This window comes from Leclercia sp. S52, from assembly GCF_039727615.1.
Classification (GTDB): Bacteria; Pseudomonadota; Gammaproteobacteria; order Enterobacterales; family Enterobacteriaceae; genus Enterobacter; species Enterobacter adecarboxylatus_B.
Genome location: NZ_CP152474.1, coordinates 2,992,957 through 3,018,643 on the forward strand (window position 1 = coordinate 2,992,957; position 25,687 = coordinate 3,018,643).

Annotated in this window: 21 protein-coding genes and 3 pseudogenes; 2 read left to right on the top strand and 22 right to left on the bottom strand. The window is 57.6% G+C overall.

All coding sequences use genetic code 11. The annotated features are described in order from the left end of the window. Positions 1 to 179: 179 nt before the first annotated feature. The 16 genes and pseudogenes from AAHB66_RS14445 to AAHB66_RS14520 all read right to left on the bottom strand — a co-directional run bounded on the left by AAHB66_RS14445 (position 180) and on the right by AAHB66_RS14520 (position 16,728). Entirely contained in the window at positions 180 to 572 is a 393-nt protein-coding gene (locus AAHB66_RS14445; RefSeq protein WP_347116496.1) for a flagellar protein FlhE, read from the bottom strand. A gap of 2 nt (positions 573 to 574) precedes the next feature. Further along, positions 575 to 2,653 (bottom strand): flagellar biosynthesis protein FlhA, encoded by a 2,079-nt coding sequence (flhA, locus tag AAHB66_RS14450; protein ID WP_347113403.1) that lies wholly within the window; start codon positions 2,651 to 2,653, stop codon positions 575 to 577. After that, a complete protein-coding gene (flhB, locus tag AAHB66_RS14455) occupies positions 2,646 to 3,794 on the bottom strand; it encodes a flagellar biosynthesis protein FlhB (protein WP_347113404.1) in 1,149 nt (382 codons plus the stop codon). The genes flhA and flhB overlap by 8 nt, the downstream gene beginning before the upstream one ends. Before the next feature lie 132 nt (positions 3,795 to 3,926). Beyond that, on the bottom strand, positions 3,927 to 4,490 hold the full coding sequence (locus tag AAHB66_RS14460) for a DNA-binding protein (RefSeq protein ID WP_347113405.1): 564 nt from the start codon (positions 4,488 to 4,490) through the stop codon (positions 3,927 to 3,929). Positions 4,491 to 4,568: 78 nt separating this feature from the next. Beyond that, positions 4,569 to 4,793, bottom strand: a complete 225-nt coding sequence (locus tag AAHB66_RS14465; protein ID WP_347113406.1) for a hypothetical protein — start codon at positions 4,791 to 4,793, stop codon at positions 4,569 to 4,571. A gap of 318 nt (positions 4,794 to 5,111) precedes the next feature. Beyond that, positions 5,112 to 5,756, bottom strand: a complete 645-nt coding sequence (cheZ, locus tag AAHB66_RS14470; RefSeq protein ID WP_347113407.1) for a protein phosphatase CheZ — start codon at positions 5,754 to 5,756, stop codon at positions 5,112 to 5,114. Between the two features lie 10 nt (positions 5,757 to 5,766). After that, entirely contained in the window at positions 5,767 to 6,156 is a 390-nt protein-coding gene (gene cheY / locus AAHB66_RS14475) for a chemotaxis response regulator CheY (RefSeq protein ID WP_032611971.1), read from the bottom strand. 16 nt (positions 6,157 to 6,172) lie between these two features. Next, positions 6,173 to 7,222 (bottom strand): chemotaxis response regulator protein-glutamate methylesterase, encoded by a 1,050-nt coding sequence (locus tag AAHB66_RS14480; protein WP_347113408.1) that lies wholly within the window; start codon positions 7,220 to 7,222, stop codon positions 6,173 to 6,175. Continuing rightward, positions 7,219 to 8,088, bottom strand: a complete 870-nt coding sequence (gene cheR / locus AAHB66_RS14485; RefSeq protein ID WP_262663595.1) for a protein-glutamate O-methyltransferase CheR — start codon at positions 8,086 to 8,088, stop codon at positions 7,219 to 7,221. The genes AAHB66_RS14480 and cheR overlap by 4 nt, the downstream gene beginning before the upstream one ends. Before the next feature lie 19 nt (positions 8,089 to 8,107). After that, on the bottom strand, positions 8,108 to 9,709 hold the full coding sequence (gene tap / locus AAHB66_RS14490) for a methyl-accepting chemotaxis protein IV (protein ID WP_347113409.1): 1,602 nt from the start codon (positions 9,707 to 9,709) through the stop codon (positions 8,108 to 8,110). Between the two features lie 44 nt (positions 9,710 to 9,753). Next, positions 9,754 to 11,409 carry a methyl-accepting chemotaxis protein II gene (gene tar, locus AAHB66_RS14495; RefSeq protein ID WP_347113410.1) on the bottom strand — a complete coding sequence of 552 codons (1,656 nt, stop codon included), beginning with the start codon at positions 11,407 to 11,409 and terminating at the stop codon, positions 9,754 to 9,756. 83 nt (positions 11,410 to 11,492) lie between these two features. Further along, a complete protein-coding gene (locus AAHB66_RS14500; RefSeq protein ID WP_347113411.1) occupies positions 11,493 to 12,458 on the bottom strand; it encodes a spore coat U domain-containing protein in 966 nt (321 codons plus the stop codon). Further along, positions 12,458 to 14,808, bottom strand: a pseudogene (locus AAHB66_RS14505) (fimbria/pilus outer membrane usher protein); the annotation flags it as partial. The pseudogene AAHB66_RS14505 and the gene AAHB66_RS14500, both read right to left, overlap by 1 nt. A gap of 18 nt (positions 14,809 to 14,826) precedes the next feature. Beyond that, positions 14,827 to 15,538, bottom strand: a pseudogene (locus tag AAHB66_RS14510) (molecular chaperone); the annotation flags it as partial. Between the two features lie 55 nt (positions 15,539 to 15,593). After that, positions 15,594 to 16,074 (bottom strand): annotated as a pseudogene (locus tag AAHB66_RS14515) (spore coat U domain-containing protein). Positions 16,075 to 16,158: 84 nt separating this feature from the next. Then, positions 16,159 to 16,728 carry an SCPU domain-containing protein gene (locus AAHB66_RS14520; protein WP_347113412.1) on the bottom strand — a complete coding sequence of 190 codons (570 nt, stop codon included), beginning with the start codon at positions 16,726 to 16,728 and terminating at the stop codon, positions 16,159 to 16,161. A 425-nt stretch (positions 16,729 to 17,153) separates the two neighbouring features. Here AAHB66_RS14520 and AAHB66_RS14525 point away from each other — a divergent pair, with 425 nt between their 5' ends. Further along, positions 17,154 to 18,413: a dicarboxylate/amino acid:cation symporter gene (locus AAHB66_RS14525; RefSeq protein ID WP_347113413.1), complete on the top strand. Its 1,260-nt coding sequence runs from the start codon at positions 17,154 to 17,156 to the stop codon at positions 18,411 to 18,413. 633 nt (positions 18,414 to 19,046) lie between these two features. Here the strand turns inward: AAHB66_RS14525 and cheW are convergent. The 6 genes from cheW to flhD all read right to left on the bottom strand — a co-directional run bounded on the left by cheW (position 19,047) and on the right by flhD (position 24,466). Beyond that, positions 19,047 to 19,550: a chemotaxis protein CheW gene (gene cheW, locus AAHB66_RS14530; protein WP_032611989.1), complete on the bottom strand. Its 504-nt coding sequence runs from the start codon at positions 19,548 to 19,550 to the stop codon at positions 19,047 to 19,049. A gap of 21 nt (positions 19,551 to 19,571) precedes the next feature. Further along, the gene (gene cheA, locus AAHB66_RS14535; RefSeq protein ID WP_347113414.1) at positions 19,572 to 21,593 is read right to left on the bottom strand and encodes a chemotaxis protein CheA; all 2,022 of its coding nucleotides are present in this window, start codon (positions 21,591 to 21,593) and stop codon (positions 19,572 to 19,574) included. Positions 21,594 to 21,597: 4 nt separating this feature from the next. Further along, complete coding sequence (gene motB, locus AAHB66_RS14540; RefSeq protein WP_347113415.1) at positions 21,598 to 22,527, bottom strand: flagellar motor protein MotB; 930 nt, start codon at positions 22,525 to 22,527, stop codon at positions 21,598 to 21,600. Further along, the gene (gene motA, locus AAHB66_RS14545) at positions 22,524 to 23,411 is read right to left on the bottom strand and encodes a flagellar motor stator protein MotA (protein ID WP_333849079.1); all 888 of its coding nucleotides are present in this window, start codon (positions 23,409 to 23,411) and stop codon (positions 22,524 to 22,526) included. The genes motB and motA overlap by 4 nt, the downstream gene beginning before the upstream one ends. Positions 23,412 to 23,534: 123 nt before the next feature. Further along, complete coding sequence (gene flhC, locus AAHB66_RS14550) at positions 23,535 to 24,113, bottom strand: flagellar transcriptional regulator FlhC (RefSeq protein ID WP_347113416.1); 579 nt, start codon at positions 24,111 to 24,113, stop codon at positions 23,535 to 23,537. Positions 24,114 to 24,115: 2 nt separating this feature from the next. Continuing rightward, positions 24,116 to 24,466, bottom strand: a complete 351-nt coding sequence (flhD, locus tag AAHB66_RS14555; RefSeq protein WP_347113417.1) for a flagellar transcriptional regulator FlhD — start codon at positions 24,464 to 24,466, stop codon at positions 24,116 to 24,118. Positions 24,467 to 25,255: 789 nt separating this feature from the next. Here flhD and uspC point away from each other — a divergent pair. After that, positions 25,256 to 25,684, top strand: a complete 429-nt coding sequence (uspC, locus tag AAHB66_RS14560) for a universal stress protein UspC (RefSeq protein WP_347113418.1) — start codon at positions 25,256 to 25,258, stop codon at positions 25,682 to 25,684. Positions 25,685 to 25,687: the final 3 nt, after the last annotated feature.

A 25,687-nucleotide genomic window follows, 5' to 3' on the forward strand; every position in this document is an offset into this window, starting at 1 on the left:
TCCCTACGCGGATACCTTTCTGTTTCTGCCATCGCCCGGCGGCAACTGGCAAAAATGCAAAGAGATTTACTACGCGCGTCACTCTTTTATAAAACAGCGTTTCTTTTGCTTCAAAAGGCGGGGTCAATTATGCGAGCCAGTCATCAGAATGAGCTAATAACTGGCGAAAAAGCGGGCGTTTAGCGGTAGTTAACGATCACCTCGTTACGCTGAACCTTCAGGGCGGGGATAAGACGGCCCCCACCGGGTACTTCCCAGATAAAGCGTAGCGGCTCGGCGGCGGGCACATTGTTGAAGGCATTGGTGCTGCCGCTGGCGCCGTTCAGTTCGGTGCAGCGCGCCTGGGAGCATAACCGCACCCGCAGCCCGGCGGGGATCGGGCCATTCAGCTCATAGCGCCAGACCACCAGCGTCATCAAACCCGATACCGGCTGCTTCGCCGACAGCGGGCGTGACGATGCCGCCACGCCCCGGTTGTTGAGGGTCAGGCCGATACTGCTGTCCTGCCATGCCCCCTCGCCTGCGGCCTGCGCCATCATCGGCAGCGCCAGTAACCAGAGTAATTTACGCATCATTATTGACCTCCAATGCTGGCGGTCATGCGGATGTGGCGATTGTCCGACAGCTCCATATTCGACAGAACCACCAGCTGCGTCAGGCTGCGGCGCAGGAAGCGCGACAGCAGCGGACGCAACGCGTGATTGACCAGCAGCACCGGCGGTGCGCCGAGCATCTCCTGACGCTGCAACGCCTCCTGGGTTTGCGCCAGCAGACGATCCGCCAGCCCCGGCTCCAGCCCGCCGCCGCCCTGCAACGCCTGCAGCAGCAGACGCTCAAGCGGCGTGTCGAGCCCAATCACCTGCACTTCGCCGTTGCCCGGGAACCACTGCTGGGTGATAGCGCGGCCCAGCGCCACGCGCACCACCGCCGTCAGCTCGTGCGGATCGTTTTGCAGCGGCGCATGCTCGGCCAGGGTTTCCAGAATGGTACGCATATCGCGGATCGGCACCTTCTCGTCGAGCAGGTTCTGCAGCACCTTGTGCAGCGTGGTGAGGGTCAGCACGCCCGGCACCAGATCTTCGGTGAGCTTCGGCATCTCCTGGGTCACGCGATCGAGCAGCTGCTGCGCCTCCTGACGACCAAACAGCTCCGCCGAGAACTGGCCAATAATATGGTTCAGGTGGGTGGCGACCACGGTACTGGCTTCCACCACGGTATACCCCTGGATCTGCGCCTGCTCTTTCAGGGCGCTTTCGATCCAGATGGCCGCCAGGCCAAAGGCCGGGTCGATCGTTTGTTCACCCGGCAGCGTCCCCGCCGCGGTACCCGGGTTAATCGCCAGCCAGCGTCCCGGATAGGCATCACCGCTGCCAATCTCCACCCCTTTCATCAGGATGCGGTAGCGCGCTGGCGGCAGATCCATATTGTCGCGGATATGCACCACCGGCGGCAGGAAGCCCATGTCCTGAGCGAACTTTTTACGGATACTGCGGATACGCCCCAGCAGCTCGCCGTCCTGTTGGGAATCGACCATCGGGATCAGGCGGTAGCCCACTTCCATCCCCAGGGAATCTTCCAGCTGGACGTCATTCCAGGTGGCTTCCACCGCCTGGGCGTTTTCCGGCATCTTAATCGGTGCAGGCTCGGCTTTCGGTTTGATTTCGCGCCCACGCAGCCACCAGGCCAGCCCCAGCAGCGCAGCCGTGAACAGCAGGAAGACGAAGTTCGGCATGCCCGGGACCAGGCCCAGCAGCCCCAGTACCGCCGCAGAGAGCATCAGTACGTTCGGGTTGGTGAACAGCTGGCTCACCATCTGCTCACCGACGTCCTGATCGGTGGCGACGCGGGTCACGATCACACCGGCTGCGGTGGAGATCACCAGCGCCGGGATCTGGGCGACAAGGCCGTCACCGATGGTCAGCAGCGTATAGCTTTCTGCCGCATGGCCCATGTCCATCCCGTGTTGCAGTACCCCGACCAGCAGGCCGCCCACCACGTTGATGACCATGATCAGAATACCGGCGATGGCATCGCCGCGAACGAACTTACTCGCACCGTCCATCGAGCCGTAGAAATCGGCTTCCTGGGTCACTTCTGAACGACGTTTTTTCGCTTCATCTTCGCCAATCAGCCCGGCGTTGAGATCGGCGTCAATCGCCATCTGTTTGCCCGGCATCCCGTCCAGTACGAAACGCGCGCCCACTTCGGCGATACGTCCCGCACCTTTGGTGATAACCATAAAGTTGATGATCACGAGGATGATAAACACCACGATACCGATGGCGAAGTTACCGCCCACCAGGAAGTGGCCGAAGGCCTCAACCACCTTACCTGCCGCCGCGCCGCCGGTATGGCCGTCCATCAGGATGATACGGGTGGAGGCCACGTTCAGCGCCAGGCGCAGCAGCGTGGTGAACAGCAGAATGGTCGGGAACGCGGCGAACTCGAGGGTACGCTGGGTGAACATCGCCACCAGCAGCACCATGATCGAGAGCGCAATGTTGAAGGTGAAAAGCAGATCGAGGATGAATGCCGGGAGCGGCAACACCATCATCGACAGAATTAGCAGGATGAGGATCGGCCCGGCCATGATCTGCCATTGGGTCGATTTCAGGTTGCCGGGGAGGCGCAACATTGCCACCAGATTAGCCATCAGAGTCCTTCTCGTTCATAAAATCCAGCGCTGCAGGCACCGGGAGATTCTCAGGTTTCACAGGCCGTTGACCACCGGCCAGACGCCAGCGTTTCAACTGCCACACCCACGCCAGCACTTCCGCTACAGCGGCATACAGCTGGCCTGGGATTTGTTGTCCAATTTCCGCATGACGGTAGAGCGCACGCGCCAGCGGCGGGGCTTCCAGCATCGGAATGCGGTTTTCATTACCAATTTCGCGAATACGCAGGGCAATCAGCCCGGCCCCTTTCGCCACTACCTTCGGCGCGCTCATCTTGTCTTCGTCATACTGCAGCGCAACGGAGTAGTGGGTCGGGTTGGTGACGATGACATCCGCTTTCGGCACATCTTCCATCATCCGGCGACGGGCGGCGGCACGCTGCATCTGGCGGATACGCCCTTTAACGTGCGGGTCGCCTTCCATCTGCTTGTATTCATCGCGGATGTCCTGTCGGGACATGCGCAGTTTTTTCATATGGCTGTAAATCTGAAAGAAGACGTCAAACCCCACCATCGGGATAATCGCCAGCACCACCAGCAGCGAACAGAGACCCACCAGATTGAGCGCGTTGCGCATCGCAGTGAAGGGGGATTCGCTGATCAGGCGCATCATCTCCGGCCAGTTGTGCCAGATAAAAAATCCAGCCACGCTGCCCATCAGGGCGGCCTTCATCAAGGCTTTCAGCAGTTCAGCGGCGGTCTGCGCGGAGAACATTCGCGCGATGCCGGGCAGCGGGTTGAGTTTGGAAAATTTAAACTGTAGCGACTTACCGCTAAACACCAGCCCGCCCAGCATCACCGGCGAGACAATCGCCACCAGCACCACCCCGGTAATTAACGGCAGTAGCGCGACCATCGCGCTTTTGATCAGCAGGATAATCTGGCTGAGGATCAGGTTCGGGTCGTTAACCATGCTGTGATCGAAGCGCAACCCGGCCGAGAGCATACCGGCCAGCCTGCGGGCAAGGGATTCCCCGCCGATCCAGATAATGCACACGCCCACTAACAAAATCAGCAGGGAGGTGAGTTCCTTGGATCGGGGTATCTGCCCTTCCTCACGCGCTTTTTCAAGTCGGTGGGGTGTGGGGGCTTCTGTTTTGTCGTCGCTGTCTTCTGCCACGGCAAGCATCTCGCAGGTAGAGGTCTGGACGCTATGATGCCAAAGCGGGCGCTGAACAATGGGCTAATTAGCGGCGATAAAAGGGCTGATTTAGGGCTTTCGGTGGCGTCAGGGGTTATTGGAGGCGTTTATTTATGCACATGCATCCTGTTTGCGACGGCGTGCCACCAGCGATGCGGTTAGAGACTCAATCTCCTTAAAATCTATTGCGGCGCTATTTCGGAGCACCAGGTTCCATTTACTGAGGATGCGGGCGTTAACCACCAGCGCGCTGTCCTGTTTTAAGCGGCCATTGGTTGCCAGCCAGTGGGCCACATCACCCCAGTCCCACAGCGGAGACTGACCTTTAATGCGCTGGATGGGGCAAGGAAAATCACCGCTTCCGCGGGTGCCGTCTTTCAGCATAGCGATCGCCTGGCGCGACATGCTGGTCATTTCGGCTATGTCGCTCAAACCGACAAGGGCAGAGTCGACAGATTCTACGGTAGCGCCAATGTCTGCTAGCTCGATATTGTCAACTGCTGAGGAGATGGCTGCATCCAGGGACTCAGCTTCCCGGTCAAACTCAACGTAGACGGAGCGGCCATATGCGCAGATCAGCGCGTCGTCACAGCCGCTTGCGTACAGCGCATCTTCGAGCCCTTCAGTCTCGTAGGTTACGCCGGAAAGGGTCAGAGTGAAGTTATAAAGCGCCATGATACCTCTTTGTTTTATTGTCAGATATTTTCTCGTATTCGGTAAAGAGCAGCTGTGGCTGCCCTTTACCGGGCAAAATCAAAGGCAGTGATTTACGTTGCGGATGATTTGCAGGGCATGATTTTCAGCGTTTTTCGGCGTCGTCCATACGCTCATTTGATGATCGCGATGTTCACCTTCTGGATTACCACAGCGTAATTTGCAGAAACAGTGCGCTGAATGACCGGGAGGAACCCAAATCCAGCCTCTCCCAAGGGCGTATTCAATCGCCTCCTGAATATGCTTGTTCGGATGTTTCTTCATTAGCCTCCGTTATTGAGATCCTATTATGAGTGTTGACATCTGTCAACGGTGATTTTTATCACTCGTCCGTGTCGTCACCCTCTCGCCGCTTGCTGTCTACGGCCAGCAAAAGACCTTACTGAGACTAACAGAATGGCGGAATTTGAAATAAAGGAAGGCGTGGCAGGTTGCTGATTCTGGAAGGATTGTCGTAATAAAGGATGAAACAGACGCACAAAGAAAAATGCCACCTTCGCAGATGGCATTTGTGCCGGGTGGCGCTGCGCTTACCCGGCCTACAACACCGTAGGCCTGTACAAGCGCAGCGCCGCCAGGGTATCAGAACCCTAAGCTGTCCAGCAGGTCGTCGACCTGGTCCTGGCTTGCCACGACACCGGCTTTGGTGGTGTCGAGCTGCGGGCCATTCAACAGGCTGTCGTTCTCGCGCTGCGGACGTGCGGAAGGTTCCGGCATGTTCTCCAGCAGCACCATCAACAGCTGACGCTCGATCTCCTGGATCACATCCATCATGCGCTTGATCACCTGACCGGTAAGGTCCTGGAAATCCTGCGCCATCATGATCTCCAGCAGCTGGGCGTTGGTGAAGCTGGTGTGTCCCGGTACGTCACCCAGGTACTGGCGGGTGTCGGTGACCAGTTCGCGGGCGTCGGACAGTTCGATTGGATTTTCGAACCACTCATCCCAGCGTTTGGTCAGCGCTTTCGCGCCCTTTTCCATCTCATCCTGATGCGGTTGCGATGCTTCAACACTGTTCAGCGCACGCTCAGCCGCCTGGGCAGTCATTTGCACAACGTAATCAAGACGGTCACGGGCGTCAGGAATCGCTTCCGCCGCCTCTGCAATCGCCTGATCCAGACCCAGCTCACGCAGGCTGTCGCGCAGCATGCGCGTCAGACTGCCGATCCGGGCAATTATGTCGCCGGGTGAATGCTCATCCGTGGGTTTAATCGAAGGCTGCATCATCTCCCGTACCTCACATGCCGAGTTTCTCGAAGATCTTACCGAGTTTTTCTTCCAAAGTTGCAGCGGTGAATGGCTTCACCACATACCCGCTTGCGCCAGCCTGGGCTGCAGCAATAATGTTCTCTTTCTTCGCTTCGGCCGTTACCATCAGCACAGGCATAGAGGCCATCGCAGCATTCGCACGAATGGTTTTCAGCAGTTCCAGACCATCCATGTTCGGCATGTTCCAGTCGGAAATGACAAAACCAAAGCCGCCGGCATTCAGTTTGTTCAATGCATCGACACCGTCTTCTGCTTCTTCAACATTATTAAATCCCAGCTCTTTCAGCAGGTTGCGCACGATGCGACGCATGGTGGAAAAGTCATCCACAACCAAAAACTTGAGCTCTTTGTCCGCCATAAAACTACACTCCTCGTTAAATACGTATTGCCTGTCCGGCACTGATTTTTGCCAGCATCTGCTGACTAACCTGACTGAGATCGACCACTTCGCTGACGCCACCCATATTGATGGCCTCGCGCGGCATGCCGAACACAACACAACTTGCTTCATTCTGCGCGATGGTCCAGGCGCCAGCCTGGTGCATCGCAAGCATTCCGGCGGCTCCGTCGTTGCCCATCCCCGTCAGGATCACCCCAACGGCGTTGCGCCCCGCGTGTTTCGCCACCGAATGAAACAGCACATCCACCGACGGACGGTGCCGGTTAACCGGCGGCCCGTCATGAATTTTGATTTGATAGTTCGCACCGCTGCGCGCCAGCTCCATATGCTTGTCTCCCGGGGCGATATAGGCATGCCCCGGCAGAACGCGCTCGCCATCTTCCGCCTCTTTCACGCTGATCTGACACAGCTTGTTCAGACGCTCGGCGAAGGAGCGGGTAAAGCCTGGCGGCATGTGCTGGGTAATAAGAATACCGGGGCTTGAGAGCGGCAATGGCTGGAGTACATGGCGAATTGCCTCTGTTCCCCCGGTCGACGCCCCGATCGCCAGCAGTTTTTCCGAGCTCAGCAGCGGGCCCGCCTTCAGGGTGACCGGTGCGGCCATCGGCTTGTGCATGGACACCTGCGCCCGCGCGGCGGTACGAATTTTTTCCGCGATCATCTCGCTGTACGCCAGCATGCCTTCACGGATGCCGAGCTGCGGTTTGGTGACAAAATCCACCGCCCCCAGCTCCAGCGCCCGCAGGGTGATCTCGGAACCTTTGCCGGTCAGTGAAGAGACCATCACCACCGGCATCGGCCGCAGACGCATTAACTTCTCGAGAAAGTCGATGCCATCCATGCGCGGCATTTCGACGTCGAGGGTCAGCACGTCCGGGTTATATTTTTTGATTAAATCCCGGGCTACTAACGGATCGGGGGCCGTCGCCACCATCTCCATGTCGCTGTGGCTGTTGATAATCTCGGTCATGATCTGGCGCATTAACGCCGAATCATCAACTGACAAGACCCTGATTTTACTCATGCTTTATCCTTACTCAGCGCATATACCGTCTGCCCACGCAGGCTGAATTCGCGCACGAGATTGCTGAAATTCTCCGAGTGCCCGGCAAACAGTAATCCGTCCGGCTTGAGCAACGGTACAAAGCGGCGCAGAATCTCCTGCTGCGTCGTTTTGTCGAAATAGATCATCACATTACGGCAGAAAATGGCGTCAAACGGCCCCGCCACGTTGTACTGCTTCTCCAGCAGATTGACCATGGAGAATTCCACCGCATTCGCCAGTTCGCTGCGCACCCGCACCAGCCCGTCGTGCGGACCGGTGCCGCGCATGAAATAGCGCTGAAGCTGCTGTGGCGACAGGGTTTTCAGCTCGTCCTGACGATAGATACCGCTCTGCGCTTTTTGCAGCACTTCGGTATCAATATCGCTGGCGAACACCTTCCAGCGTCCCGGCGCGGTACCCAGGGTATCGGCCAGGGTGATGGCGAGCGAGTAAGGCTCTTCCCCGGTCGAGGCCGCCGCACTCCACACGCGATACTCGCCGCCGCTGCGGCGACGCGCATGGTCCGCCAGCACCGGGAAGTGGTGTGCTTCCCGGAAAAAGGCGGTCAGGTTAGTGGTCAGCGAGTTGATAAACGCCTGCCATTCCGCGCTGTTCGGGTTCGCTTCCAGCATGCCGAGGTAGCGACCAAAATCATCCAGCTCGAGCGTCCGCAAGCGGCGCACAAGACGGTTGTAGACCATGTCCCGCTTGTGATCGGCAAGCACGATCCCCGCGCGCTGGTAGATTAACTGACATATCCGACGGAAATGCGCATCGGACAGCGCGAGGCGCTGTGTCATCTGTAACAATAATGACGATTGCCCTGAGGGCAGTGGTGATGTCATAGCGCCTTCTTAATCACGTTCAGGTTCCGACTGGAACGGCCTGCGACCGCCCGACTTCTGTAACTGTTTCACTACGTTCATTCACATTAAATACTGCGACCAGCGAGGTGAGATGATCCGCCTGGCCGGCTAACTGGTCGGTGGCGGCCGCGGCTTCTTCTACCAGCGCGGCGTTCTGCTGCGTCACCTGATCCATCTGGCTGACGGCCAGCGCCACCTGCTCAATACCACGACGCTGTTCATCGGATGCCGAGGCAATTTCGCCCATGATGTCGTTGACCTGGGTGACCGAACTGACAATCTCGGTCATGGTTTTCGCGGCGGTATCCACCAGCTCTGACCCCTGCTGCACCCGGGATACCGACTCTTCAATCAGCACCTTGATCTCTTTCGCCGCGTTGGCGCTACGGCTTGCCAGGTTACGTACTTCACCTGCCACCACCGCAAAGCCACGCCCCTGCTCGCCCGCGCGGGCCGCTTCAACCGCGGCGTTCAGCGCCAGAATATTGGTCTGGAACGCGATGCCGTCGATGACGCTGATGATGTCGCCAATTTTCTGCGAACTGGTAGCGATCTCATTCATGGTGTTCGCCACGCGGGAAGCCTGATCGCCCCCCTTCTTCGCCGTCTGCGCCGCGCTCTTCGCCAGACCGGAGGCCTGACGGGCGTTGTCGGCGTTCTGCCCGACGGTGGCGGTCAACTGTTCCATGCTGGCCGCCGTTTGCGCCAGCGAGGCAGCCTGCTGCTCGGTGCGCGACGAGAGATCGTTATTGCCTTCGGCAATCTCGGCGATCCCGGTGTGCATGGCATAACTGCCCTGACGCACCTCGGTCACCGTTTCGCGCAGCGAGCCCTGCATCGCTTTCAGGCTGGCAAAAATGGCCGAAATTTCGTTTTTACCGTACACCGCCACCGGCCGCGCCAGATCGCCCTTCGCAATGCTGTCGAAGTGGCTGCTGATGATCGCCAGCGGCTGGACGATCATCCGGCGTGACCACCACAGCGCGGCGCTGGTCAGCAGGGCCGCCAGCACAATCATGGTGACGAAGACCACGCCCGACATGTGATAGCTGGTGCGGCTGTCATTACCTGCCGCCTGCACAAACTGGTTAATTTCCTGCTGCCAGGCATCGGTGCTGGCGTCAAATGCCGCCTGCGACTCCTGCACCGGCGCGGTGAGGAAATCCGACAGCTGGTTGTTTTCCAGCCAGGTTGCCTGATGATCCAGATCGCTATACCACTGGCTGAACGCACCCTGCATCGCTTTTTTCAGCTCGCTGTCTTTCGCGCTAATTGCCGCCTGTTCATTAAACGTCTTGAACAGATCGCCGGCCTGTTTCAGGCTGCTGCGCGCGGTGGTCATCAGCGCCTTAATGTCATCGGGCGGATAGCTCAGCGCGGTCAGGGTGCCCGCTTTATTCAGCGCCGTGCTGGCCTGCAGGAGTACAGCGCGGCTCTGGGTAAGCAGCGCGCGTTGCTGATTGCTGCTCTGCATCTCCTGCAAGTTCTGATAACCATCGCGAAAAGCCCAAAACGACAAGCCGTTACTGCCAACCTGCAACACCCCACAAAGAATCAAAATCAAAAACAGGGTGGTCGAGATACGAATACGATTTAACATCCACGCTCCCATTTAGCGGCCAGCAGCCGCGATTTAACGTTCGATCAAAATGTTTCCCAGTTCTCATCTTTCCCGGTAGTCAGCGCACGTACCTGAGCCGGTGCATTGACCGGCGCTGCCGGTTGCTGGCTGGCACGCGATGACACCGTTTTTCCAGGTGCAGAAGTAAGTCGAAACGCCGAAACGGCCATCTTCAGACGGCTCGCCTGCTCTTCCAGTTGCGCCGCAGCGGTAGCGGACTCCTGAACCAGCGCGGCGTTTTGTTGTGTAACACGATCCATTTCCGATACCGCCAGGGCGACCTGGTCGATACCACGACTCTGCTCATCAGAGGCTGAGGCGATTTCACCCATGATGTCGGTCACGCGCGTTACCGCGTTAACGATGTCATTCATGGTTTCTCCCGCGCTTTCCACCAGCACCGAGCCGGTATCCACGCGCGCGACAGAATCTTCAATCAGGGCTTTGATCTCTTTGGCGGCATTGGCGCTGCGGCTGGCGAGGTTACGGACTTCCCCGGCTACCACTGCAAAACCACGCCCCTGCTCGCCGGCACGGGCGGCTTCCACCGCGGCGTTCAGCGCCAGGATGTTGGTCTGGAAGGCGATGCCGTCGATCACGCTGATGATGTCAGCGATCTTCTTCGAGCTGCCGGCGATGTCGTGCATGGTTTTCACCACGCCGTCCACCACCTTGCCGCCTTTCTGAGCGGTTTCCGAAGCGCTGTTTGCCAGCTGTGATGCCTGGCGGGCGTTGTCGGCATTCTGCTTCACGGTGGCGGTTAACTGCTCCATGCTGGCCGCGGTCTCTTCCAGCGCCGACGCCTGCTGCTCGGTGCGGGAGGAGAGATCGTTGTTACCCATCGCGATTTCGCTGGTGCCGGTGTAGATGGCATCCGAGCCCTGGCGCACGTTGGCGACCGTCTCGCTCAGGGAGCGCTGCATATGGTCAACGGTGACCGCCAGCTGGGTAATCTCACTGCGTCCGGCAATCGCCAGGGAATGGGTCAGATCGCCGCTGGCAATCTGACGAATGTGCTCAATTACGCGGTTTAACGGGTTAAGCAGGGTATGACGGATGCCGTACCAGACCCCCACCAGCACGATCGCCAGCGCCAGAGCGAGGATCCCCATCTGCCATTTGGCGAAGGTGTAATCCGCCACGCTGGCGTTGAACGCCTCCTGGTTACGGGCGTCAGAGGCGGTGACATAGTCCCGCAGGGCAGTGCCCAGCGCATTCTGCTTTGACTGGGTCGCCTGAGCGAAATAGGCGTCCATATTGCCGCTCTCGAGGAACTGGATCAGCTCCGTCAGCGCCGCGGCGTAGTCCTGGTATTTGTCATTGATTGTCTGGCTCACCTGCTCCATCGACGGCTGTGGCGTGATGGCGCTGTAGGCCTTGAAGTGTTTGTCCGCTTCCGCCAGCGTGGTGCGGGCGCTGTTGATAAGTTCAGGTTGCGGCTTAGAGGGATCCGTCGCCATACGCGCGGAGGCGCGGCTCAGGTTGATGCGCGTTTGCAGCATGTAATCCCAGGTGGAGGTGATTTCACTTTGTTGAACGCGGAATTCGTTGGAAACCGCAAAACTGTCCTGGTTAGCTTTAATAGAAGAGAAAAACAGACTGCCGGAAACGAGCTGCAACAGAGCAAAGACAGCCAGCACCAACATCAGCATTGTGACAACGCGCATACGGTTCAACATACAACACCTTCTCATAGATTTGTTCTCGGTGTTATCGGCACAACTGACAGGAACTTTACATTTGCGAAAGGGAAAAGCGTGGCTCAGAAGGCGACGTCAACGACCAGGGTGTCGCTGTAGTTACCTGCGGGAGGGGTGGTCTGATTAGTCAGGACACGGGCGGTATAGTTATAGCTGCGTAACAGCCCGTCGGCGCTCACCTGTGAAGAAGCACCGCTGGACCAGCGTTCGCTGCCGCTGCTGCCCCAGCGATTGGCAGTGGCTTCTTTATAGATCTCATAGCTCATGCGGTTGTTGCCGCTGGCCATCCGGCGCACGTTATTGCTGGCGTTGGCGCCGTTATTAATGCCGATGGTGTAGACGCTGCCCTTGGTGCAGGTGACCGAGATGGCCTGGGAGACGGTCGGGAAGTTCTGCACCAGCGGCGCGCTGTTGAAGTTGACGTTGGGGGTAGTCATGGCGCTGCAGTCGTTGGTCACCGTCATGTTGAGGGTAATGCTGACCGGCGCGGTGCCGGTTTGCGGGGTGGTACAGAGCCCCAGCACACCCAGCGAGCAGACGCTGTAGCTCACGTTGAAATTAAGGGTCACCTGATAGGGCCCGGCGCTGACGTTCTGCCCGGCGACGGTGCGAAAATAGAGCGGAATGTTGTACTGCTTTGAGCCGAGCAGGCCCAGCAGGGAGGCACCGCTCCAGGTGTAGGCTTTGCCGATCAGCACTTCGCTGCTGCTGTTGCACGTGGTCTGGCCGCACAGGCGGGTGGGGATCACGTCGGTGATGGTGGCGTTATCGGTGCGCTTCATCGTCCCGCGACTGCTGGCGGCAATCGTGGCCCCTGTGAAGTTAAGCGTTACCGAATCGTTGGTCAGCAGGTTGAGCACCGCATCGCAGTTCACCACCAGCGTGCCGGTGGTGGCCACTTCATTGCTGCCGCTCAGGGCAAAGGAGGTGACGCTGCCAAAGCTGGCATTGACGGTGCTGACCCGGCACGCCCCCCAGCTGGTTGCCGAAAACAGCATCAGCATGACCAGCAGCAGCAGGCGTTTCATGGTGCCACCCGGCAGGTCAGCGGCCCGTAGGTTTGTAGCTTATGCTCCGGATTCGCCGCAAGGGACAGGGTGACGTGGCAATCTTTGCCTTCCGGGGTGATGACCTCGAGCGGGTTGACGTCCGCCAGATCTTCCAGCCAGGCGATCCCGTCATAGCCGACAACGACCGGCTCCCGCCCCTGACGTCGCACCTGGCTACCGAGCGGGATCGCCTCCCCTGCCCCGTCGTGGAGGATCACGCTGGCGACCCGCTCCTGCTCCATCGGGAAATCGACCAGATAGCCGCTGTTGCGCCGCAGGGCGACCCGGCGCTCGGTCTCCTTCAGGCGGGTGTCGGCGGGTAAATTGAGGGTATTGATGCTGTAGCTGGCCGGGTAGTAGGCCGAGACGCCGCTGATCAGCAGATAACCGTTGCGGTTGGTTTTGCCCACCGGCTGGTTCTCATAGCTGACCGGCACGTCCGGCTGTCCGTCGGTGCTGACCACCACGAAGGCGTCGTTGATTTTGTTGGCGGCAAACAGCTCGCCGTCCATCAACACCACCGCGCCCATCGCCTCGCCCCACCAGGTCATCATGTCGCGATCGCCGTAGCCGCCGCCCTGCAGCTCAATGTTGTTATTCCGCCAGCCCAGGGTGGCCTGCTGATAGTTGCTGGCCTGCGACTGGCGCGCCCACGCCATATTCCAGCTGAAACCGCCGTCGGTGGGCATCGAGTGGTTATAGTTGAGGCGCTGGGTGCTGCCGGCATCCGGAGTGTTCTCCAGAGTTACGGCGGCGCTGTCACGCTCGCCTAGCGGGATCTGCAGCGACAGGGCCACCGTCCAGTCGCCCTGCTGCTGGTCCCGGCTGGCGGCGAGATAAATACTGCTGCTGCCCCACAGGTTACGGCTCCAGGAGAGGTTCAGCAGCTCGGTTTTCTTATCGTCGAAACTCTGCACGCCGATCCACGCCGCGCCGATATTGCCGTAATCGCCGAGGTTAAAGGTCAGTGAATATTGATCGGTATTGCGGCTCAGGCTGGCGATGGGCTGGTCGTGTTCATCGTAGACGGTGGGCTGATCGTAGAGGGCGAGGTTGCCGAAGCCGCGATCGCGGCGGCTGTGCTGGGTGGCAATGCTGAAGGCGCTGGTGCTGTACTGGTAGCCCCAGTTGACCTGCCCCCCGGTATCGCCGCGCATTTTGCTCTGGGTCCACGCGCTGTTTACCACCCCAAAGCGCCCGAGCTTAACGATGGTCCCGGCCCCGCCCAGCGCCAGCTCCTCGGCCCCTTCGACGTGCCCTTCCAGCGTCAGCCAGTCGGTGAGGCCGTAGCGATACGAGCCGCTGCCTGCCGCCGGGCCGTAGTCAAAATTATCGATGCCGTAGTTGCGCCGCAGGCTGCCGAGGGTCATGGCCCCGTCGCTGAGCCCCTGGCGGAGCAGATCGCTGGTGACGTAGAACGGCATGGTGGTACTCACCTGGCGACCCAGCGCATCGGTGGTGACCAGCACTGCATCCCCGGCACCGTTGATGTAAGGCAGATTAGTGAGGGTGAACGGCCCCGGCTGCAAACGGGTGGAGCCCGCCCGGTAGCCGTTGACGAACAGATCCACCGAGGTGGGGACCGCCGCCTCACCGGAGAATTCGGGTAGCGGCCAGGTAACGAGGTCCGGGCGCAGGGAGAAATCACGACCGTAGCTGATACCGCCCATGCGCACGCTGCTGCTCCAGCTCAGGGCATCGCTGATCACATCCCCGGCGGTCCAGGTGGTGGCGTCTTCTTCATCGGTGATCGTCAGGGTAGTGTCATAGCGCACGTACCCCTCCTCCTGACCGCTGCCGCCTGACAGGTTTTTGCGCACGTAGCCGGTGGAGGATAACGATCCCCGGTCGTCAAAATAGCGAAACTCATGCCACAGGGAGGCCTGGCCGCCGCTGTGTTCGGTGTGGTTGGTGTAGAAGTCGTAGTTGAGCAGCGCCCCCTTGCCAAAATGGGGGGGTGCTGCGCGCCATCTGGCCGCTAAAGGGGGGTGACGCGCGCGCCGATCCACTCCCGCGGCACGCTGAGCAGCAGCCGCTGCCCGGTGCTGTCGTACTCGGTACGCACGTCCGCCATGCGGCTGACGTTCACCTCTCCCGGCGGGACATGCTCGGCGGGCAAACCGGCGCGGCGCAGGTCGGCGCTGGCGACCAGATACTCCTCCTGCCGCCGGGTGACAGGCACCACCAGCCCGGTATCGTAGTGGTTAACGATCAGCGCCAGCTGGAACACCGCCTCGCCATTCACCGACTGCGGCACCGGCGGGGGCGGCAGCATATCGTCACCGGGATCGGCCCAGCTTGCGGAGCTGGCGCAGAGCAGGATTAGCATCGACGGCTTCAGTTGACGGGGGGCCGACTGCCATTGCGTATCCCGGGCATTAATTTGCGCACGCATCTGACCCGGCTGGTCGATCCCTGACGGTAGCGGCCAGCTGCGGGCACTGCCCGGTAATACGTAACCCAGCAGACCATCCGCGAGGGTACGATTCTGTCCCCCCCTGTTGCAGGGTGACCTGACTGAGGCGAACATGCACATCGCCCTGGTTGCGGACCTGCAGGGCCGGGCGGCCGTTCTCGCGGATCACCCGCCAGTTGAGATCCTGCGTTTCGACCAGGGCATGGTGCGCGCCGTCCTTAATGGTGGCGATCCCCTGCCCGTAGACAAACAGCGGAATGGAGTAGCGCATCTGTAATTTTAACCCCATCTGCGGGGTCTCTTTATCCTGCGGCTGGGGGATCTCATCCACGATGATGCGGTAGGCTTGCTCGACTCCGGCCGGCACTTCGCTCTGTTTGATCAGGCGGATTAACTGCTTGCTGCCCTTGCCGATGGTGACAATCGGCGGGCTGGCCACCACCTCCTGCTGGGCGGTATAGCGTTCCAGCCCGTTCTCCTGCCGCCAGCGCACAATCCGCACCTGCATGGTGGTGGCGCTGTTGCCCTGGTTCTGCACCCACAGCTCCGTGGCTTTGGTATCCGCCGACAGCCACGGGTCAATGGGCCACAGCAGAATGGTGGCCGCCCCGTGGGCGGTGTTGAGCGTCGCCCCCAGCGCCATCAGCAGGCAGAGCGTGCGAGTTCCTGGAAATGCCTTCATCGTCCTTCTCCCTTTATCACCACGACAGGGTCACGGTGAGTTGATCGGAATAATTTCCGGCCGGGCTGAAGCCGGTCAGAAGCGCCACACCAAAGAGCGGTAGCGCAATGTTGTTGCTGTTGGTGTACGCCACCGACACTGCCTGGTTAACCCCGATCTCACTGTTGGCCGCCAGAGAGCTGCTGCTGTACAGGCGGTACGGCACCTGACTGGTCCCCCCCGGCCCGCTGCATATTACGCACCGAGGTGTAGTGCTGGCCGCCGTCGATGCTCATGCTCAGCGCCACGCCGGGCGTGCAGGCAATGGACAGGGAACCGTTCGGCACAAAGCTGGTGTTCACCGATCCCCGCTCCACCCCGCTATGGGTGCCGAAGTCCAGGCTACCCAGCAGGCCACCGCTGCCTGCGGCGACGGAACAGCCGGGGGTGATAGTGGCGCTCACCTGAAAGGATTGCGTCGTCACCGCCTCGCCGTTTCCTGCCGCAAGCAGCAGCATGCTCAGGCCAAAAAGAGCGCGCAGTTTTCCCTCTCCCCGGTGATGGAGCTTTTGGTTTTTCACGCTCATTAAAACGTGCTGGCGCTAATAGGTAACGCTGACGTTGATGGTATCGGTGTAGGTGCCGGGCACCACGGTAACGCTGTTGCCCCCGCCGGTGATGCGGCCGTACAGCGTGTAGCTGTCGACGCCCCCGGCGGTAGAGGTCACCGGCAGCGGTGCGTTGTTGGCAATGATGTTGTTAAACCCGCCGTCGCTGAACAGGCTGTAGGCCACGCCCTGGCTGGTATTGGCGGTATTCACCAGATAACGCGCAGGGGTGCCCGGCGTGCCGACCACGGTGCCGGGCGCCGTAGAGTTGGTATTGCCGGTGATCGCCACCGTATAGCTGGCGGTGGTGCATTGAATGGTGAAGGTGTTACCGCCGCTGGCTCCGGTCAACTGGGTGGTCAGCGTGGAGAAGGTCGCCGGATGGGTACCGAAGTCGAGGGTACCGAAGTTAATGCCGTCCTGCGTCGGCGAGCCGTTGATCAGACAACCGTTGGTCAACGTCAGGGTCGCGCCAATGGTGCCGCTGCTGGTAACAGCCTGGCTATTGCTGGCGGCCATCGCCAGAACGCTACCGGTAAACAGCATCAGGAGCTTTTTATTCATTTTCCACCCTCCAGAAAATGTCACTTGGGGTTATCATTTTTTGATAACACTCAGTCTGTTAGCACCCATCATGCTGTTGCCCGGGTGGTTATTGTGAAATTTAGTTTAAGGTTTCGTTCTCAACCACTTTTCACCCCCTGACTCATACTTTTACCGTATTGACACCTATTTACAAATAAAAACAATCAGATAAGAAATGTCATCTGCCGCGTTTTCAGCATGAACGAAAGATATATTGGTTTAAATGTGATCTGAGTCACAATATATCGCCACGAAGTTATTAACAAAACTAATAAATATTAAAAAAAATATTGAAATACCCGCTTTTTTACTTCAATTTAGGTTATGAATCATTCATGCGCTGAATAATAAAAATTAGATACATCAGCTGATTAATTTCATCTTTCTGTTAATGAGGTACTTTGGTGGCAAGTGCAAACCGACTCACGATCTTCATCGTGGTCTTTATGCTGGCGGGCATTCTGTCCGGGGCAGTCATTCATGAGTATGCGTCTGCCGACGCAATCGCAGCCTGGTCAGACAATATCACTTTACTGACCGACATCTTTTTACGCCTGATTAAAATGGTCATTGCGCCGCTGGTGTTCAGCACCCTGACGGTGGGAAGTATGCGTCTGGGCGAGACCGCCACTATCGGCCGCGTAGGCGGTAAAGCGATGGTCTGGTTTATCAGCTCCTCGGTGCTTTCCATCCTGGTCGGGCTGTTTATTGTCACCCTGTTACATCCGGGCAGCGGCCTGAATCTGGCCATTCCGGCCGGGACGGTGGAGACCGGGCTGGCGACCAGCGGGATGTCGCTGAAAGGCTTTCTTTCCCACACCATCCCCACCAGCATTGCCGGGGCGATGGCCAATAACGAGATCCTGCAGATTGTGGTGTTCTCAATGTTCTTCGGCATTGGCGGCGCGTCGCTGGGGGAGAAATTTAATGCTCCGCTGGTCGCCGCGCTGGATGTGGTTTCCCACATTATGCTGAAAGTGACCGGCTACGTGATGTACGTTGCACCGCTGGCGATCTTCGCCGCCATCTCCTCGGTGATTGCCACCCAGGGGCTGGGGATTTTGCTTAACTACGCTTCGTTTATCGGCGGCTACTATCTGGCGATCGTCCTCACCTGTCTGGTGCTGGTGGCGGTGGGGTATATGGTGCTGAAAAATGAGATCTTCCGCCTGGTGGGCATGCTGAAAGATCCGGTGCTGGTGGCCTTTACCACCAGCAGCTCCGAAGCGGCCTATCCGAAAACCCTGGAGCAGCTGACCCGCTTTGGCTGCTCGCGCAATATCGTCTCCTTTGTGCTGCCGATTGGGTATTCGTTTAATCTGGTGGGGTCGATGGTCTACTGCTCGTTTGCCTCGATGTTTATCGCCCAGGCGTACAATATTCAGCTGACGTTTTCGGAAATCACGGTGCTGATGTTGACCCTGATGCTGGCCTCAAAAGGCATTGCCGGGGTACCGCGCTCGGCGCTGGTGGTGCTGGCCGCGACGATCCCGAGTTTCCATATTCCGGTGGCGGGGATTTTGCTGTTAATGGGAATCGATCACTTCCTGGATATGGGACGTTCAGCGATTAACGTGTTGGGCAACGGCGTGGCGACGGCGATGCTGGCGCAGAATGAGGGGCTGCTGGAGGATGAGGTTGAGCTGGCTAGCCAGGAAGGCTGATTTCTTATTTAGACGTTGTGGAATTGTTCCGTTCACTTTATGTCCAGCAGAATATGAAATGAACGGAAGCTGTGAACGTGATAAGGGGGGCCACCGCGGCCCCCTTATCAATCCCCGCGGCCCCGCGACGAAATCGGTGCTTCGCACTACGCTCACCTCCCGACCTGACGCCTGCGGTCGGCTCAACTCGTGATTACTCGTCCCATCCATGGGACTCGCCCCTACGGGGCCAACGCAAGCGTTGTTCAAAATTGCTCCCGGCAATTTTGTCCTGTCTCGATTCGCCTCTGGCCGCCATCCCTGGCGTCCAGCTCTTGTCATCCGGTCTCCGGTTCGCCGATTTCAGCGGGGACTCAACACCCGTGCCACATTCAGGCGACTGAGAAGCCGGGTGACGGCTTCGCCTTACCCGGCCTACAAAACCAACTGCATGCAGGATCCGTAGGCCCGGCAAGCGCAGCGCCGCCGGGCGTTGCCGCATCAGGCACGGTGCGGCAATAAAAAAGCCGGGTGGCGGCTACGCCTTACCCGGCCTACAGACGAATGCGGTCTGATGCCCTCACCCCGACCCTCTCCCACAGGGAGAGGGAGCAAACACTAAAAACGGCAACAAAGCTGCCGTTTTGCGTTTATTTAGGCTACATGACTCGCCGCCACGTCCAGCAACGCCATCTCGTCGCTGTTCAGCAGCTTCTCGATATTCACCAGAATCAGCATACGGTCACCGAGCGCGCCCAGACCGGTCAGGTATTCGGTCGACAGCGTAACGGCAAATTCCGGTGCCGGGCGGATCTGCTCGGCGGTCAGGGACAGTACGTCAGATACCCCGTCAACCACGATCCCGACCACGCGCTGGCCGAGATTGAGCACGATCACCACGGTGTTGTCATCATACTCGACGTCGCCCTGGCTGAACTTCACGCGCAGGTCAACGATAGGCACGATAACGCCACGCAGGTTGGTCACCCCTTTGATGAAATCTGGCGTGTTGGCAATGCGGGTCACCTGATCATAGCCACGGATTTCCTGCACTTTCAGAATATCGATACCGTATTCTTCGTCACCTAAAGTGAAAACCAGGAATTCCTGCCCTGATGGCTCGCCGGCCAGCTTGGTTACATTACTCATACCGGTCATTTTTTTACCTTCTTAACTGAATCAGGCGGCTGTGTGCGCCATACGTTGTTCACGATTTAATCCCTGAAGCGCCGAAACATCGACGATCAGCGCCACGCTACCATCACCCAGGATGGTGGCGGCTGAAATGCCTGGTACCTTGCGGTAGTTGCTCTCAAGGTTCTTCACCACCACCTGATGCTGACCAATCAGCTGATCGACCAGCAGGGCATAGCGGCGGCCCGCGCTTTGCAGGATCACCACGATCCCCTGCGTGGCTTCGGTTTTGGCGCCGTCCACGTCGAACACTTTCCACAGCTCCACCAGCGGCAGGTATTCACCACGCACTTCCAGCACGCGCTCACCGCCCGCCAGCGGATGTAAATCTTCTTCACGCGGCTGGAGTGACTCCATCACCGCGTTCAGCGGCAGGATAAACACTTCGTCCGCCACTTTGACCGACATACCGTCGAGGATCGCCAGCGTCAGCGGCAGCAGGATACGGATGGTGGTACCGGAGCCCTGCTTCGACTTGATCTCAACGTGGCCACCCATCTCCTGGATGTTACGTTTCACCACGTCCATACCTACGCCACGGCCGGAAACGTCCGTCACCTGCTCGGCGGTGGAGAAGCCCGGCGCGAAGATCAGCATGCCCACTTCTTCGTCGGTCATGTTTTCGTTGACCGCCATTCCCTGCGACATCGCTTTCGCGAGGATACGCTCACGGTTCAGGCCCGCGCCGTCGTCGGTCACTTCGATGCAGATGTTCCCGCCCTGATGCTCCGCAGAAAGGATCAGGTTGCCCACCGGGGATTTCCCTGCGGCAACGCGGTTTTCTGGCAATTCAATACCGTGATCGAGGCTGTTACGCACCAGGTGCGTTAACGGGTCGATAATGCGCTCAATCAGGCTCTTATCCAGCTCGGTGGAGCTGCCCATCAGCGTCAGTTCGATCTGCTTATTCAGCTTAGTGGCCAGGTCACGCACCAGACGCGGGAAGCGGCTGAAGACGTACTCCATCGGCATCATACGGATGGACATCACCGATTCCTGCAGGTCGCGGGCGTTGCGCTGCAGCTGGCCCATGCTGGTGATCAGATCTCCGTGGTTCACCGGATCCAGCTCGTTAGAACGCTGGGCCAGCATCGACTGGGTGATCACCAGTTCGCCGACCAGGTTGATCAGCTGATCCACCTTCTCAACGGCCACGCGGATACTGGTCGATTCACTGGAGCGGGCGGCTGGTTTTTCGCGTTCGCCGCGGTTTGGCGCAGCAGCTTCGCCCGGAACGGCTTTCAGTACTGGCGCAGCAGGCGCCACGGCAGGAACCGCCGGGGCGGCTTCAACGACCTCAGCCACTTCGGCAGCAGGCGCATCCGCTACCGCTTCAAAGTCGATCTGTTCAGGCTCGATCACGAAACAGAGCACCGCGACCACGTCATCTTTGCTGATGCCGCCATCGAGGGTGGCGGCCAGGGTGTCCTTGCCCTTCACCACGTTGCTCAGGGTTGCCAGATTGCTCAGCTCTTCTTCCAGCAGATTCACTTCGCTCTCTTTCAGGCCTGAGAGCACCACGCGTACGCGGTCGTCTGCGGCTGGCGCGGCGCTCGGCGCGGCGTCAACGACGCTCAGTTTCGCCGGGCTGACGGCAACGGCGGCCGTCTCGCCTTTGGCTTCCAGCGCTAACTGACGCAGGGCCTGGCAGATATATTCAAAGCTGGCAGCATCCGGCTCTTGCGAGCTTTTATAGGCATCGAGCTGTTCCTGCATAATATCTTTCGTTTCCAAAAACAGGTTAATAATGTCGGTATTGAGCTGCATCTCACCGCGTCGGGCCTCATCCAGCAGGTTCTCCATCAGATGGGTGGTCTCCTGCAGAATGGTAAAGCCAAACGTACCGGCGCCTCCTTTTATGGAGTGGGCTGCACGAAATATGGCGTTGAGCTGCTCTGAATCCGGTGCCTCAGGCACCAGGTCCAGCAGATGTTGCTCCATATCCGCCAACAGTTCGTCGGCTTCATCAAAAAACGTCTGGTAAAAATCGCTAATATCCATGCTCACGCTATCACCTCGGATTGGCTGGTGGCGATGTTGGAACGGCAGCCGAAGACACAGGGTCTGGCTGTTTTAAATCATCCAGTGACTCATTCTGGCTTTCGGCGTTTTCGTGCAGGATGGCCTGCTCCGCCTGCTTGTTGAGCACTAAGAGACTAATTCGACGGTTGATGGCATCTTCCGGCCCGCGGTCGGTCATGCGCATGGTTGCGGCCATGCCGACGACCCGCAGCACCTTGCCATCGTCCAGCCCGCCGATCACCAGCTCACGACGGGATGCGTTAGCACGATCCGCAGAGAGCTCCCAGTTGCTGTACCCTTTTTCGCCGCCGGCGTAAGGGAAGTCATCGGTGTGACCGGAAAGACTGACTCGGTTAGGGATCCCGTTCAACACCGGGGCAATCCCGCGCAGGATGTCGCGCATATAGGGTTCCACTTCGGCGCTGCCGGTTTTAAACATTGGACGGTTCTGGCTATCGATAATCTGAATGCGCAGACCCTCCTGAACAAGATCGATCTTCAGGTGCGGACGCAGGGCACGCAGCTTGGGATCCGCTTCGATCAGCTGATCCAGATCGCCACGCAGTTTCTTCAGGCGCGCCTGCTCCATGCGTTTTTTCAGCTCGTCGACGTTAGGCTCGCGTTTCACTTCACCCTGCTTTTGGGTGTAGTCATCTCCACCGCCCGGGATCGGGCTATCGCTGTTGGAGATACGCGGACCCGTCGACACCGCCGTTGCCAGCGGGGTACGGAAATACTCTGCTATCTGAATCAGCTCTTTCGGGCTGGAGATAGAGATCAGCCACATCACCAGGAAGAACGCCATCATCGCGGTCATAAAGTCCGCATAGGCGATCTTCCAGGAGCCATGGGAGCCTCCCCCATGCCCTTTGTGCTTGCGCTTTTTGACTATGACGATGGGATGGGACTGGTTTTTCATGCGTCCTCAGTGCTCGTCTGCTGGTTTGGGTTCTTCACCGCGCGCACGTGCTCTTCGAGCTCGATGAACGACGGACGCTCGCTGGAGTACAGGGTTTTACGGCCAAACTCTACCGCGATCGGCGGAGCATAACCGTTCAGGTTGGAGAGCAGCGTGATTTTGACGCACTGCATCATTTTGGTGGTTTCAGCACTCTTCTGGCGTAATACGGTCGCCAGTGGAGAGATAAAACCGTACGCCAGCAGGATCCCGAGGAAGGTCCCCACCATGGCGTGGGCAATCAGCGCCCCCAGCTCGGCCGCCGGACGATCCGCAGAGGCCAGAGCGTGTACAACCCCCATTACCGCCGCAACGATACCGAATGCCGGCAAGGAGTCGCCCACCATTGCCAGGCTGTTGGCCGGCACTTCCGCTTCGTTTTCGTGGGTTTCGATCTCTTCGTCCATCAGCGCTTCGATTTCGAAGGTGTTCATGTTGCCGCTGATGATCAGACGCAGATAGTCGACGATAAATTCGAGCATCATCGAATCCGCAAGGATCCGCGGATAGCTGGCGAAGATTTCGCTCTCTTTCGGATTCTCAATGTCGCGTTCCAGGGAGAACATCCCCTGTTGACGTGACTTGGCCATCAGGCGATAGAGCAGCGCCAGCAGGTCCATATACATACTTTTGGTGTATTTCGAACGGCGGAACAGTAACGGCAACGCTTTTAACGTTCCCTTGATCGCCTTGCCGTTGTTGCCAACGATAAACGCCCCTACCCCTGCACCACCGATTATGATCAGTTCGGCCGGTTGATAGAGTGCCCCAAGGTGCCCGCCGGTCATCATATAACCGCCGAAAACTGTACCGAGAACTACCAGGTAACCTAATACGATAAGCACGACATCATCCTTCCGCTAGTGACTTTAGCCAGGAGACAGAGTTCGGGAGTTTAGCCGTCCGTGGGGCAAAAAAAAGCAGCGGTAATTTCTTACCGCTGCTGGAGTCTTGCCCGTGGGGTCGGGTTAAACAGCCTGTTTGATCTGTTCATCCAGCAGTTGTGGATTACTATCGGCAACATCCCGGGAAAGTTTACGTCTTTTTACCGCGCGAGACGGTGGTTGGCACAAACTGCAGGCAAAGCTGCCAGCGGGCTGATGTGCGTGGGTGATAAAGTTACCGCTGCAGCAGTTGCAGCGAGACAACTCAAGCAATCCGCTTTCAACAAAACGCACCAGCGTCCATGCACGGGTCAGTGCCAGCAAAGGGCCCTCTTCAGGCTGCGGACACTGCTCGAGGTAAAGTTTGTACGCTTTAATCACCGCATCAACGCCGCTGCATAAGCCGGTCCTGAGCAGATACTGCCAGGCATTACAGAACATGGAAGCATGAATATTCTGCTCCCACGTCATAAACCAGTCGGTGGAGAATGGCAGCATGCCTTTTGGCGGCGGGCTACCACGTAATTCTTTGTACAGTTTGATAAGACGACCACGGCTCAGCTGTGTCTCGCTTTCAAGCATCTGCAAACGAGCACCAAGCGTAATCAGTTCCATCGCCAGTTGAATGTCACGCGCTTCCTGAACAATGCTCTTCTCACTCATGATTACGCTCTTTTCTTACGGGCTGCGTCATCAGGCTGGCTGATTTCGTTAAGCAAACGAGTAGAAAGCAAAATACCGGTGTGAACCTGCTGCAGATCGTCCACGCGGGACTCCTGAGTCAGCTGCGTCACAGTCTGGTGATTATCGAAACGGAACTGGCACACTAACTGGTTAGTTTCAGCCAGTTTAACCATCTGTGGCAGCGTTAAACCGCCAAGCGTTGTTGCCATCTCTTCCTGAATACCCAGACGGAACATTGCAGAGGCTTTGTCCTGGCTAATCAAACGTTGTGCAAGCAATAAATATGACAGGTTGATGTCATAAATGTGTTTTAGCAATTCGGATGTGTTCATTTATTCCTTCCCGAATAACACTCTATTCTTGTGCGGTAGACCGCACCCCGTGATGTCGCCGGGAAAACCCCGGTAAAAAAAAGAAGAAAAGGCTAAAACGCATAGTTGAATTAAGTTTTGTATTGATGAATCACGTAAAGAAAAACAAAAATTGCTTTCTGACAGTTATCACTTCTTACAATTAACTAAGATTTTTCCTAATTCGGTGCAACTCTACCCGTCCGGTGTAGGACATACAATGCAGCCCCGCCCAAAATTTAAAATAAATGTGATCCACGTCACATAATTTAAGTGAATTAGAACCAAAAATCCATCAGTATCACTTCTAAATTGTTTACATTTTGAGCAAATAGCACCCGGATATATTCTGTATGGCCGAATATTCATGCACAAGTATGAACTAACCCGGCACGTTACTTGCCGGGGGTTGACAAGTTACAACTTTGCTAAAACCCAAAACATATCTAAGATAGAAACAGCCAATTAAGTGCTTGAAATTACATGATTAAAGTCAAACTGAATCCGTAAGTATTTTCTTTCGTTTGCGCCAGGGCAAATGTTGCAGAGGGGTTAATCCCCTTGTTTTTACCGGGAATTTATATGTATGATTTCCGTTAAGAACACGGTTTTACCCCCCTCAGGAGGGTTTAGCGCTATTCATTACATAAGAATATTTAATGAATAATTATGATAAGCATCACATGTCTGTCACCTTCCCCCCTTGCGCAGGCAAAAAAATCGCGCTAATGCTGAGGAAACGTTAATGGACAGATGCGTCCGGAGGGTAAAATGAGTTACTCCCATATCCTTGTTTCTGTTTCTATTTCCCCCGAAAGCCATCAACTGGTGGCCAAAGCTGTCGCCATCGCCCGGCCGACCCAGGCGCGCATCACTCTGGTCACACTGTCCGCGGAACCTGAGATGTACAATCAGCTGGCCGCCCCGATGCTGGAAGATATTCGTAGCGTACTTCAGGAAGAAACCCAGCAATTTCTGGACGATCTTATTACGCGTGCAGAATATCCCATTGCACAAACACTCTGTGCGACAGGTGAATTAAGTGAGCGAATATTTGATATATGTCAAAAGCAGAAGGTAGACCTGGTCATTTGCGGAAATCATAACCACAGTTTTTTTTCACGGGCAGCCTGTTCCGCAAAAACAATAGTTAGCAACAGTAAAGTGGATGTGCTGTTAATTCCACTCAACGCAGTTTAATAC

What these genes read in the sequence shown, in the direction of transcription:
- AAHB66_RS14445 (WP_347116496.1), bottom strand. Translation starts at nt 572, where the DNA reads ATGCGTAAATTACTCTGGTTACTGGCGCTGCCGATGATGGCGCAGGCC.
- flhA (WP_347113403.1), bottom strand. Translation starts at nt 2,653, where the DNA reads ATGGCTAATCTGGTGGCAATGTTGCGCCTCCCCGGCAACCTGAAATCG.
- AAHB66_RS14460 (WP_347113405.1), bottom strand. Translation starts at nt 4,490, where the DNA reads ATGGCGCTTTATAACTTCACTCTGACCCTTTCCGGCGTAACCTACGAG.
- AAHB66_RS14465 (WP_347113406.1), bottom strand. Translation starts at nt 4,793, where the DNA reads ATGAAGAAACATCCGAACAAGCATATTCAGGAGGCGATTGAATACGCC.
- cheZ (WP_347113407.1), bottom strand. Translation starts at nt 5,756, where the DNA reads ATGATGCAGCCTTCGATTAAACCCACGGATGAGCATTCACCCGGCGAC.
- cheY (WP_032611971.1), bottom strand. Translation starts at nt 6,156, where the DNA reads ATGGCGGACAAAGAGCTCAAGTTTTTGGTTGTGGATGACTTTTCCACC.
- AAHB66_RS14480 (WP_347113408.1), bottom strand. Translation starts at nt 7,222, where the DNA reads ATGAGTAAAATCAGGGTCTTGTCAGTTGATGATTCGGCGTTAATGCGC.
- cheR (WP_262663595.1), bottom strand. Translation starts at nt 8,088, where the DNA reads ATGACATCACCACTGCCCTCAGGGCAATCGTCATTATTGTTACAGATG.
- tap (WP_347113409.1), bottom strand. Translation starts at nt 9,709, where the DNA reads ATGTTAAATCGTATTCGTATCTCGACCACCCTGTTTTTGATTTTGATT.
- tar (WP_347113410.1), bottom strand. Translation starts at nt 11,409, where the DNA reads ATGTTGAACCGTATGCGCGTTGTCACAATGCTGATGTTGGTGCTGGCT.
- AAHB66_RS14500 (WP_347113411.1), bottom strand. Translation starts at nt 12,458, where the DNA reads ATGAAACGCCTGCTGCTGCTGGTCATGCTGATGCTGTTTTCGGCAACC.
- AAHB66_RS14520 (WP_347113412.1), bottom strand. Translation starts at nt 16,728, where the DNA reads ATGAATAAAAAGCTCCTGATGCTGTTTACCGGTAGCGTTCTGGCGATG.
- cheW (WP_032611989.1), bottom strand. Translation starts at nt 19,550, where the DNA reads ATGACCGGTATGAGTAATGTAACCAAGCTGGCCGGCGAGCCATCAGGG.
- motB (WP_347113415.1), bottom strand. Translation starts at nt 22,527, where the DNA reads ATGAAAAACCAGTCCCATCCCATCGTCATAGTCAAAAAGCGCAAGCAC.
- flhC (WP_347113416.1), bottom strand. Translation starts at nt 24,113, where the DNA reads ATGAGTGAGAAGAGCATTGTTCAGGAAGCGCGTGACATTCAACTGGCG.
- flhD (WP_347113417.1), bottom strand. Translation starts at nt 24,466, where the DNA reads ATGAACACATCCGAATTGCTAAAACACATTTATGACATCAACCTGTCA.
- uspC (WP_347113418.1), top strand. Translation starts at nt 25,256, where the DNA reads ATGAGTTACTCCCATATCCTTGTTTCTGTTTCTATTTCCCCCGAAAGC.